This window comes from Helicobacter mehlei (assembly GCF_003660265.1).
Lineage (GTDB): Bacteria > Campylobacterota > Campylobacteria > Campylobacterales > Helicobacteraceae > Helicobacter > Helicobacter mehlei.
This window is the reverse complement of record NZ_QXQP01000032.1, coordinates 1-10481: the sequence shown is the minus strand read 5'-3', so window position 1 is coordinate 10481 and position 10481 is coordinate 1. Positions and strand designations below refer to the sequence as shown.

General features: G+C 47.7%; 9 protein-coding genes and 1 pseudogene. 5 read left to right on the top strand and 5 right to left on the bottom strand.

All coding sequences use genetic code 11. The features are described 5' to 3' along the window. Positions 1 to 345 precede the first annotated feature (345 nt). Both EAO36_RS07725 and EAO36_RS07720 read left to right on the top strand, forming a co-directional pair. Positions 346 to 1145: pseudogene (locus tag EAO36_RS07725) on the top strand (DNA-methyltransferase). Then, complete coding sequence (locus tag EAO36_RS07720) at positions 1142 to 1747, top strand: BglII/BstYI family type II restriction endonuclease (RefSeq protein WP_120955956.1); 606 nt, start codon at positions 1142 to 1144, stop codon at positions 1745 to 1747. The pseudogene EAO36_RS07725 and the gene EAO36_RS07720 overlap by 4 nt, the downstream one beginning before the upstream one ends. 39 nt (positions 1748 to 1786) lie before the next feature. Here the strand turns inward: EAO36_RS07720 and EAO36_RS07715 are convergent, their stop codons facing one another. The 5 genes from EAO36_RS07715 to EAO36_RS07695 are packed head-to-tail and all read right to left on the bottom strand — an operon-like array spanning position 1787 to position 6648. Continuing rightward, a complete protein-coding gene (locus EAO36_RS07715; RefSeq protein ID WP_120948723.1) occupies positions 1787 to 2026 on the bottom strand; it encodes a regulator protein in 240 nt (79 codons plus the stop codon). Positions 2027 to 2072: 46 nt separating this feature from the next. Continuing rightward, on the bottom strand, positions 2073 to 3632 hold the full coding sequence (locus EAO36_RS07710; RefSeq protein ID WP_120955955.1) for a phospholipase D family protein: 1560 nt from the start codon (positions 3630 to 3632) through the stop codon (positions 2073 to 2075). An 18-nt stretch (positions 3633 to 3650) separates the two neighbouring features. Further along, complete coding sequence (locus EAO36_RS07705) at positions 3651 to 4907, bottom strand: MFS transporter (protein ID WP_185963029.1); 1257 nt, start codon at positions 4905 to 4907, stop codon at positions 3651 to 3653. Next, a complete protein-coding gene (gene lpxD / locus EAO36_RS07700) occupies positions 4907 to 5923 on the bottom strand; it encodes a UDP-3-O-(3-hydroxymyristoyl)glucosamine N-acyltransferase (RefSeq protein WP_120948725.1) in 1017 nt (338 codons plus the stop codon). Before lpxD ends, EAO36_RS07705 begins: the two co-directional genes overlap by 1 nt. Next, on the bottom strand, positions 5920 to 6648 hold the full coding sequence (locus EAO36_RS07695; protein WP_185963030.1) for a triose-phosphate isomerase: 729 nt from the start codon (positions 6646 to 6648) through the stop codon (positions 5920 to 5922). Before EAO36_RS07695 ends, lpxD begins: the two co-directional genes overlap by 4 nt. 114 nt (positions 6649 to 6762) lie before the next feature. Between EAO36_RS07695 and EAO36_RS07690 the strand changes: the two genes are divergently transcribed. The 3 genes from EAO36_RS07690 to EAO36_RS07680 are packed head-to-tail and all read left to right on the top strand — an operon-like array spanning position 6763 to position 10315. After that, a complete protein-coding gene (locus EAO36_RS07690; RefSeq protein ID WP_120948727.1) occupies positions 6763 to 7539 on the top strand; it encodes a fumarate reductase cytochrome b subunit in 777 nt (258 codons plus the stop codon). Further along, the gene (locus EAO36_RS07685; RefSeq protein WP_120955954.1) at positions 7536 to 9590 is read left to right on the top strand and encodes a fumarate reductase flavoprotein subunit; all 2055 of its coding nucleotides are present in this window, start codon (positions 7536 to 7538) and stop codon (positions 9588 to 9590) included. The genes EAO36_RS07690 and EAO36_RS07685 overlap by 4 nt, the downstream gene beginning before the upstream one ends. After that, on the top strand, positions 9587 to 10315 hold the full coding sequence (locus EAO36_RS07680; protein ID WP_120948729.1) for a fumarate reductase iron-sulfur subunit: 729 nt from the start codon (positions 9587 to 9589) through the stop codon (positions 10313 to 10315). Before EAO36_RS07685 ends, EAO36_RS07680 begins: the two co-directional genes overlap by 4 nt. Positions 10316 to 10481 lie beyond the last annotated feature (166 nt).

The window sequence follows — 10481 nt, the reverse complement described above, 5'->3', positions numbered from 1 at the left end:
CTCATCGTGCTTAGATCGTGATAAAGCGCGCGGGTGATCTGCTCAGAATCTAGCCCATTGTCCTTATAATATTTCTCTAGGGCATCTAAGTTGAAGTTAATTAAGGTTCTATTGCACTCTAAAGCCTTTTAGACTAAAACACCCTTTTTGTTAGACATTCTGCTCTCTTTGCGTTGGTGTTGTGGACATGGGTGCGAGTTAAGCGAATTTAAATATAAGCACACATGGAAGTTGTGCTACCTATAAAGGGTTAATACAATGATTCTCAACGGCTCTATTTTGGATATTTTGGCACAAATAGAAGATTCTAGCTTTGATTGCATCATCACCTCCCCCCCTTATAATGTGGGCAAGGACTATGAAAAGACCAAGAGTTTAGATGACTATTTAAGCGCGTTTGAACCTGTGTTAAAGGGGCTAAAAGGGTGCTTAAAGAGAGTGGGAGTGTTGCATGGCAGGTGGGTAATTTCATCAAAGATAAAGAAGTCTATCCCCTAGACATTTACTTTTACCCCCTCTTTAAGGATTTGGGCTTTAGGCTGAGAAACCGCATTATTTGGAAGTTTGGGCATGGCTTGCACTCCAAGCTTAGATTTAGCGGGCGTTATGAAACCATACTCTGGTTTAGCAAGAGCGATACTTATACTTTTAACTTGGACAGCGTGCGCGTGCCGGCCAAATACCCGGGAAAACGCCACTTTAAGGGAGCTAAAAAAGGGCAGCTCTCAGGCAACCCCAAGGGCAAGAACCCGGCAGATGTGTGGGAGATTGTGGCTACAGATTGGGAGCGCCAGATTTGGGACATTGTCAATGTCAAGAGCAACCATGTAGAAAAAACCGCCCACCCTTGCCAATTCCCCATAGAATTAGTTGATCGCCTCATTTTAGCTTTGAGCAATCCCGGGGAGCGCATTTTAGATCCCTTTGGTGGGGTGGGGACAACGCTAATCAGCGCGCTTAAAAATGGCAGAAAAGCCCTCTGTGTGGAAAAAGAAGAGCTGTATTGCCAAATCGCTCAAGAGCGGGTGCTAGATTTCTTTAAAGGCACGCTCAAATGGCGCAAAATGGGTCAAGAAATTTACACTCCCAAGAACGATGGCGTGGCGCGCGTGCCAGAGGAGTGGCGCGGATTGGGGGTGTATTGAAAATCGCGTATTGGCACTCCCATCTCAATGGACTAGAGTTTTTACAAGTCCATCACTTGGATTTGTGGCAAGAGATACAGAGTGTTATTCTTAACACCAATGCCTATGTGTGCCAAACAAAAATCTCGCAAGAAAGAGGCAGACAAGGCAATCGCTTATTTTCTCCAGCAGAGATCAACAAGGCTTTTGAGGTTTCTTTAAATGCTTTGGGTTGGCTAGAAAATAGGCAAAGTTATTATCTCACACCCCACCAATCTCTAGCCTTTGAAACCATGTATTTAAACCCTGAAATGCAAAAGCAAGCCATAGAGGCACAAGGAGAGATCGCCTACTTTTCCTATAACCAAACCGACTTTTTAAAAGAGCGCATCGCTATAGAACTGCAGTTTGGCAAATATGCCTTCTACGATCTCTTTGTAAAACACATGGCCTTTTTTGTCGCTAATGCTATTGATGTGGGCATTGAGATCGTCCCCACTAAAGCGATGTGCGCGCAAATGTCAAGCGGGATCGCCTATTATGAAAGTGAGGTGTATAATCTCTACAGACAAGGGCGCAACACCCCAGCCGTGCCTTTGGTGTTAATGGGGATTGAGCCTTAAGAGTTTGTAGGGAGGTAGACTTCAGTCTTGCGTATCAACTTATATTTGTTTGAGTTGCCCGATGTCAAGGGGACCAAAAATATCTTCAGGTGTGCCAAAGGCAAGGCTGACTTTTCTGGCGATCATGGATTTTGCGGTGCCGGGCGGTCCGTATAAAAAGATCGCTTTGCCCGCAAACATCGCTAACAACACCAAGCGCACGCATTCCTCACGCTCGAACAAATCTTTTTCCAACTCGGCGATGAGATTCTTAACTCTGTCTTTATATTTATGGGACATGGGAACTCCTTGTAAAAAGGGTATTATAGCGTAGCTGGGCTTGGGCTTATAGCTCGCTCTCGGGCAAAATCTTAGACCAATTTTTAATGAAGCGTAAAAAGGGGGAAGTGTTGGGGGGTTTGGTGTGCCAGATCACCTGCCCACCCTCCACACCCTCCCATACTAAATGCTGGCGTAATTTACACTTTTCTAGCACTAAGTGCCAGCTTTCTTGCATTTGTTCTTGCATCAAGTTTTGTAGGTGCGTAGCAAAGGTGCTATTATCAAAGATCACTACCGATTCGGTGTTGATTTGCGCCGATCGCGCATCTAAGTTGAAACTACCAATCCAAGTTTTACGCCCATCAAAAATGAGAATCTTGCTGTGTAAAGAGTTTTTCAAACGACCTTTAATTTTATATTTAATGCCCTTGGAGGTGTATTTGACATACTTAAAAAAGTCGTTTTTGGTTTCATAAACATTCGCTCCGGCTTTGACTAATTTTTTGGCATAACGTTCCCACGCACCATAAACCACAATCGCATCAGTGGAGGATAACGAGTTAGTTAAAATGTTGATCTCTAAGCCCTCTTTGAGCTTTTTTTTAAAGGTTTTGAGCAGTGCATGCCCGGGGATGAGATATGAGGAGGCAATGTAAAGTGAGTTAGTCGTGTGGGCTAAAATATTGCTGAGGGCTTGCTTGATAGGAGAATAGGGGGATGGAGCGTTGATCTTAGAAGGGTTATCGGCAATAAAAGAGGCACTACCATAGTAGCCGGTGTTTTTCTTGTGTATAAAATCTTGGATGAAGTCTTGCACCTCTTGGTTGTAATTTTGTTGATCGGGTGGGTGCAGGATTTTAGAAAGGGTGCTAGCATAGGTTTTAGCATATTTTTTCAGTTTATGGTGGCTGGGCAATAAATTGGCTGGGATCGCACTTTTGTAGTTCCAATACTCTAAAAAGCTCTTTTTGGCTTCTAAACCCACTTCGCCCAAAAATAGCGCATCTATGTCTAAAAAGTTCTCTTCTAAATCATTGTCAAAATAGACATCGGCGATATTGCGCCCCCCAATCACCAACGCCACATTATCCACGATAAATAATTTATTGTGCATGCGTTTTTTAATGCGATCGTAGCTGATAATCATCTCCAAATAACGCAAACCCCTATGGCGTAACCGATAGGGGTTAAAGATTTTGACATCAATATTGGGGTGGGTGTTGAGCATGATAATATCGGACATATCCGAGTCTAATCCGTTATCATCAATCAATAGCCGCACTTTCACGCCACGATTAGCCGCCTTATAAAGCTCAAACATCATCACCCGTGAAGAAATGTCGTTTTTGTAGATATAGGTTTGGATGTCAATATTATGGGTCGCCATGCGGATTAGGGCGATGCGCTGTAAAAGCGCGCTCTTGCCATCGAGCAACAAAAACCCCAAACTTTTAGAGCGATCGCGTTCCAAGATTGCCATGTAAGGCTGGGCAATAGGGGTTTGTAGGGGGTTATAGAGTTCTAAGGAATAGGTGGGGTAGGTGCTATTCTTTTTGACAATGGTAGAAAGACAGCCTGAAAACAACAGGGCGCAAAGAAGCCCAACAACGCGAAACGCTAGCACCCGCGTTCAAACTCCAAGCTAATCGAGATCTGTCTTTTTAGGCAAGCATAAAGAAGCCACAAACATGGCGGCCATGATCACAGCCACATAGACAAAAAAACCATTTTCCATCTGGACACTTTTAAATTTCAAAGCGACATAGGGGGCTGTCCCGCCAAAAATGGCATTCCCAATCGCAAAACTAAAACCCGTGCCCAGCGCGCGCACATGTTCGGGGAAAAGCTTGGCCTTGAAAATACCCGCCACAGAGGTATAAAAACTCAAAATCACAAACAAGCTCACCACGCCCATAAAGATCGCTCCGGGCTGGTGGGCGTGGTGTCTTAACAGATTAAAGAGCGGGTAAATCCCCACAAAGGCTAAAACCGAAAAGAGCGTTACGGCATGTTTGTGCCCGATTTTATCTCCAATATAGCCAAAGAGGGGCTGAATTAACATCAAAATTGCCAATGCTATTAAAAAAATATCATTCACGGCGGTTTTGGCCATGCCGGCATTTTCAACGAAGGTTTTGGCGTAAGTGGTGATGGTATAAAAGGCTAGCGAGCCCCCGGCTGTGATCACCATGACAATAATAAAAGCACGCCAATGGGGAATTAACGCCTTAATCGTGCCCCGATCGGTGTGTTCTTCTAGTTTGCTGGAACTCTCATCCATAACCCGGCGCATAAAGAGCGATCCGAGTGCCAATACCCCACCCAGTGCAAATAAAAACCGCCACGCATAGGCACTCATCTGCTCAACACTGAAAAATAAAAGTAAAATAGCGATGCTAGCTACTGCTAAGAATTGTCCCCCAATGAGGGTTACATATTGAAAGGAGGAGTAAAACCCGCGTTTGCCCGGGGTGGCCAATTCGGCTAAATAGGTCGCCACAATGCCATATTCCCCGCCCACGCTCAAACCTTGGATGAGGCGTGCCAAGAGCAACAATAAAATCGCCCAGTCGCCCACCACATCTTTACTCGGCAGTGCTGCGATCATAAAAGAGCCGGCCGCCATCATCAAAACCGAGATCACCATGGATTTTTTGCGCCCAACTTTATCGGCTAAAGAGCCAAAAAGCCAAGAGCCCAAAGGACGCACAAAAAAACCTACCGCAAAAATCCCAAAAGCTTGGATTTGCTGGGTAACAGGATTGCTAGACTCTGAAAAAGCATGGGCAAAGTAAGTAGCACTAAAGGCATAAATGTAAAAATCAAACCATTCCACTAAATTCCCACTACTAGCTGCAATAATGGATTTGATTTTTTGGGTGCGTGTGAGTTCTGCCATTAGCGTTTCCACAAGCCCTTAGCCTTGTCAATCAGGCTAGGTTTTTGCTTTTTGGCAAAGCGGCGCAATGTGGCTAAAAAGTGATGCCATTCATGAATCTCCATTGCCGGGATCGCCCCGGCGTAATTGGTATGGGGGGGTAAATCCTTGCCCACCGCCCCCTTGCCCCCAATTTGGGTAAATTCCCCAATGTGCATATGCCCCCCCGTGCCCACCTGCCCGCCTAAAACCACATTGCGCCCCATCGTGGTGGAGCCTGAAAGCCCCACTTGAGAAACGATGATGGAATGCTCGCCTAGCACGCAATTATGCCCCACTTGCACCAAGTTATCAATTTTGACTCCCTTTTTAATGTGGGTGATCCCAAAAACAGCGCGATCGATGGTGGTGTTCGCCCCGATTTCTACATCATCATCAATTTGCACAATGCCGGTGTGTTCGATCTTGACATGCTCGCCTTGGGCTGTGTGGGCGTAACCAAAACCATCGCTCCCAATTACGCTATTAGCATGGATATAAACATGGTTGCCAATTAAGGTATTCTGATAAATGGTAACATTGGGGTAAATTTGACAATGCGCCCCGATCTTTACCCCATCGCCCACCACCACATTAGCCATCAGCACGCTCCCCTCGCCCACTTCTACATTTTCTCCCAAGACCACCCCGGGCATTAAAACCACGCCCTCAGCCAATTTGGGAGGGTGGGGCTCAATGGGGCGGGCAAACATCGCACGCTTGAAAGCCTCTGAAACCTGCGCAAAGGCTAGGTGGGGGTTTGGACTAATAAGAGCTAGGCTACTTGCGGGCACTTTGCTCACAAACTCAGCACGGATGAAGATCGCCCCGGCTTTGGTGTCTTTGAGTTTTTTCAAATAGGATTTTTGATCCACATAACTTAAGTGGTTGGGAGTGGCTACTTCTAGGGGAGCAATCCCAGCCACCTCAAAATCCTTAAAATTTTGGGGTTTGGTAACCTCTAATTTATAAGTTTGCAACAATGTATCTAAGGTCATGCTAACTCCTTACAAGCACTAATTCTAATGATCTCTAACAAGGAGTCCAAATCTAAACACGCCTTGCCTACAAGCACACCATCCACCTCTGCCAAGTCCAAAATCTCTGTGGCATTACTTGTCTGCACACTCCCGCCATAGACCATCAAAGGAATAGTGCGCCCCGCTTGGCGCAAACCTGCTTTAAGGGCACATAAAGTGTTAGCAATATCGCTACTCTGTGCACTCACGCCCGTACCAATTGCCCAAATAGGCTCGTAAGCCACGATAAGTTTTGGGTAGTCTAGGTCGATCCCCTCAAGCTGTTTTAACAAGTGCGCAACAAGTGCTTTCTCTCCTTGTTCTCTTAGCTCCAAAGACTCGCCAATGCAAAAGATAATTTGGAAATGATGGGATTTAAAAAAGTGGAATTTTTCTGTACAAAAAGAATCGCTCTCTAGCAAACGCCTTTCGCTATGCCCGATCAACACGCTTTTAATTTGTCTCTTTTGCAAGGCTTGCAGGGTAACCTCACCGCTAAAGGCCCCCTCTAATGCGGGGTAGGCATTTTGTGCCCCCAAAGAAAAATGCGCATACGCATGCTGGACTTGCCCTAATTCTAAAATGGGGGGGAGGAGCACTACATAAGGAGCTAGCTTGGCATCTAGGCTACTATCTAGGCGTTCCAAATAGGGCAACAAATCGATCGCATAAGATTTAAAATTAGCCAAAACATACTTCAAAATACTCTCCTAGCAAAAATCCACAATCTAGTTTCTGCTATCTTAGCAAAAGATGGCAAAGATAACTGAAAAATACCGTAATTTTGCTATCATTTTGTGAAAATTTGAGGAGAGCGCATGCAGCAAGAGGAGATCATAGAGGGTTACTACGGGGTTACTACAGAGCGCAAGAAAAGCGGGGCGTATGCGAAATTGGATTTTTGGCAGAGCGCGACCGGGCTTGTCTTGGCGTTGTTTATGATCGCGCATATGTTCTTTGTGAGCAGTATTTTAATTAGCGATCGCGCGATGTACGCGGTAACAAAGTTTTTTGAGGGGAGTTTGTTCATCAAGGCAGGCGAGCCGGCTATTGTGAGCGCGGTAGCGGCCGGGGTGATTGTGATCTTAGTCGCGCATGCCTTTTTGGCGTTGCGCAAATTCCCCATCAACTACCGCCAATACAAAATCTTCAAGACGCACAAGCATTTGATGCAACATGGCGACACCACGCTATGGTTTATCCAAGTGGGTACGGGCTTTGCGATGTTCTTCTTGGCTAGCGTGCATCTCTTTGTGATGCTCACCGCGCCCCATAGTATCGGACCGCATGCCTCTTCTTATCGCTTTGTGAGCCAACATTTTTGGTTGCTCTATATCTTCTTGCTCTTTGCTGTGGAGTTGCATGGCTCTATTGGGCTCTATCGCCTAGCCATCAAATGGGGTTGGTTTAAGAATTTGGGCATTGAGGGCTTGCGCAAAGCCAAATGGGGCATGAGCGCGTTTTTCATCGTGCTAGGTTTGCTCACTTATGGGGCTTATGTCAAAAAGGGGCTCACCCAAAAACATGAGGGGATCATGAGCATACAGCAGGCGATCCAACTAGATGAAGAATTGCACAAGGAAGGAAAAGAATGAACATTATCTATTGCGATGCGTTAGTGGTGGGCGGGGGCTTGGCGGGTTTGCGCGCGAGCATTGCGTGCAAACAAAGGGGGTTGCACACCATCGTGCTCTCTTTAGTGCCTGTAAGGCGTTCCCACTCAGCAGCTGCCCAAGGGGGCATGCAGGCGAGTTTGGGCAATGCCAAAATGAGCGAGGGGGATAATGAGGATCTGCATTTTTTAGACACGGTGAAGGGGAGCGACTGGGGTTGCGACCAACAAGTGGCGCGCATGTTTGTAACCACCGCGCCCAAAGCCATTAGGGAGTTGGCTAGCTGGGGGGTGCCCTGGACGCGCATTAAAAAGGGCGATCGCAAGGCCGTCATCAATGGCGAGCATGTTACTATCACCGAAAGAGAAGATCGCCACGGCTATATCCAAAGTCGCGACTTGGGGGGGACTAAAAAGTGGCGCACCTGCTTTACCGCCGATGCCACCGGGCATACCATGCTCTATGCGGTGGCTAACGAAGCGTTGCGCTACAATGTGGATATTCAAGATCGCAAAGAGGTTTTAACTTTGATCCACCATGAGGGTGTGTGTTATGGGGCGGTGGTGCGCGATCTCATCACCGGGAGCTTGAGCGCCTATGTCTCTAAGGGCACGCTACTAGCCACCGGGGGTTATGGGCGAGTCTATAAGCACACCACCAACGCGGTGATTTGCGATGGGGTGGGGATTGCTTGCGCGCTAGAAACCGGAGTGGCCAAGCTAGGCAACATGGAAGCCGTGCAGTTTCACCCCACCGCGCTAGTGCCTAGTGGGATTTTGATGACAGAGGGGTGCAGAGGCGATGGGGGGATTTTGCGCGATAAGTTTGGGCGCAGATTCATGCCCGCCTATGAGCCTGAGAAAAAAGAGCTAGCTAGCCGTGATGTGGTGAGTCGGCGCATTTTGGAGCACATTAAAAAGGGCTATGGCGCGCCCTCCCCCTATGGCGACCATGTGTGGTTGGACATCGCCATTTTAGGCCGCGAACATGTGGAGAAAAACCTACGAGATGTCCATGACATCGCTAAAACCTTTGCGGGCATTGACGCGGCAGATGACAGCGTGGAAACTCAAGACAACATGAAAGACATGCCCACAGATGAAGAACAATTTGGCCCAGGCGCGCCCAAACAAAAGGGCTGGGTGCCCATTAAGCCCATGCAACACTATTCTATGGGGGGCTTGCGCACCAATTACAAGGGCGAGAGCCATCTAAAGGGACTCTTTTGTGCGGGTGAGGCGGCGTGTTGGGATTTGCATGGGTTTAACCGCTTGGGGGGAAATTCGGTGAGCGAGGCGGTGGTCGCTGGGATGATCATTGGGGATTATTTCGCCCAGCACTGCGCACAAGCCAGCATAGACATTAATACCCAAATCGCCCAGAATTTCATCCAACACACCCAAGATCACTTGCAAGGGCTTTTGCACAATGAAGGCAAGGAAGATGTTTATCAAATTAGGGAGCGCATGCGCGAGATTATGGATGAAAAAGTCGGAGTCTTTAGAGAGGGCGCGATCTTAGAAGAGGCTGTACATGAATTAGAAGAGCTCTACAAACGCGCCTTGCATATCCATGTCAAAAACAAGAAAACCCATAACAACCCCGAATTAGAAGACGCGTACCGCACCCAAAAAATGCTCAAGCTGGCGTTGTGTATCTCTAAGGGCGCACTGGATCGCACGGAGAGTCGCGGGGCGCACACCCGCATGGATTATCCTAAAAGAGATGACGCTAATTGGTTGAAGCGCACTCTAGCCTCATGGGAGGACCCTGCTCAAACTTTGCCCACCTTGAGCTATGAGGACTTGGACATCATGACTATGGAACTTAGCCCGGACTTTAGGGGTTATGGGGCTAAGGGCAATTTCATCCCCCACCCCCTTAAAGAGGAAAGAGATGCCCAAATCGCCAAAATCACCGAAGAGATCAAAGCGCGCGGGGGGGATCGCTACGCCCTGCAAGAAGCCCTCATGCCCTTTGATTTACAACCCCAGTACAAAGCCCGCAACATCAGACTAGGAGAAAACTCATGAGTCGCACCATCACCATCAAAGCCCTAAAGTTTGACCCCCAAAGCGCGGTGTCTAAACCCCATTTTAAGGAGTATCAACTCGAAGAAATCCCCTCCATGACGCTTTTTATCGCTTTGGGCATTATTCGCGAGACCTTGGATCCGGATTTGAGTTTTGATTTTGTGTGCCGGGCGGGGATTTGTGGGAGCTGTGCGATGATGGTCAATGGCCGCCCGCGCTTGGCGTGCAAGACTCTCACTTCTAGCTACAGCGAGGGGGTGATCACGCTCATGCCCATGCCCTCCTTCCCCTTGATTAAGGATTTGAGCGTGAATACCGGAGAGTGGTTTTTTAGCATGACCAAGCGCGTGGAAAGCTGGGCGCACCACCGCAAAGAGGTGGACATTACCCAACCTGAAGAGCGCATAGACCCCGATGAAGCCCAAGCGGTGTTTGAGTTGGATCGCTGTATTGAATGTGGGTGTTGCATCGCTGCGTGCGGGACAAAACTCATGCGTGAAAATTTCATCGGGGCTGCTGGGCTAAACCGCGCGATGCGCTTTCTCATCGATTCGCATGACGAGCGCACCGATGAGGATTTTTACGAATTAGTGGGCGATGACGATGGGATTTTTGGGTGCATGAGTTTGATTGGTTGCCATGACACCTGCCCTAAAGAAATCCCCCTGCAAGAGAGTTTAGCCCAGCTAAGAAACCGCATGGTGAAGGTGGGGCGTAGCCGGTAGAGTAGTGGAGAAGGGGGGTTTTCCTACCCGCTTTGGATGGGTTTGGGTTTTTGTTCTGATGACAAGTCCGATTTTTCTTCCCTGTGTCCGCGTGCTCGATCTCTACAAATTCTTGCAACAACTCTTTTTGTCCCATAGCAAGCCTTTAACCAAAGATAAAAGGGTG

Excerpts from the sequence above, each read along its gene's own strand:
- EAO36_RS07715 (WP_120948723.1), bottom strand. The coding sequence starts at position 2,026 with ATGTCCCATAAATATAAAGACAGAGTTAAGAATCTCATCGCCGAGTTG.
- EAO36_RS07705 (WP_185963029.1), bottom strand. The coding sequence starts at position 4,907 with ATGGCAGAACTCACACGCACCCAAAAAATCAAATCCATTATTGCAGCT.
- lpxD (WP_120948725.1), bottom strand. The coding sequence starts at position 5,923 with ATGACCTTAGATACATTGTTGCAAACTTATAAATTAGAGGTTACCAAA.
- EAO36_RS07690 (WP_120948727.1), top strand. The coding sequence starts at position 6,763 with ATGCAGCAAGAGGAGATCATAGAGGGTTACTACGGGGTTACTACAGAG.
- EAO36_RS07685 (WP_120955954.1), top strand. The coding sequence starts at position 7,536 with ATGAACATTATCTATTGCGATGCGTTAGTGGTGGGCGGGGGCTTGGCG.
- EAO36_RS07680 (WP_120948729.1), top strand. The coding sequence starts at position 9,587 with ATGAGTCGCACCATCACCATCAAAGCCCTAAAGTTTGACCCCCAAAGC.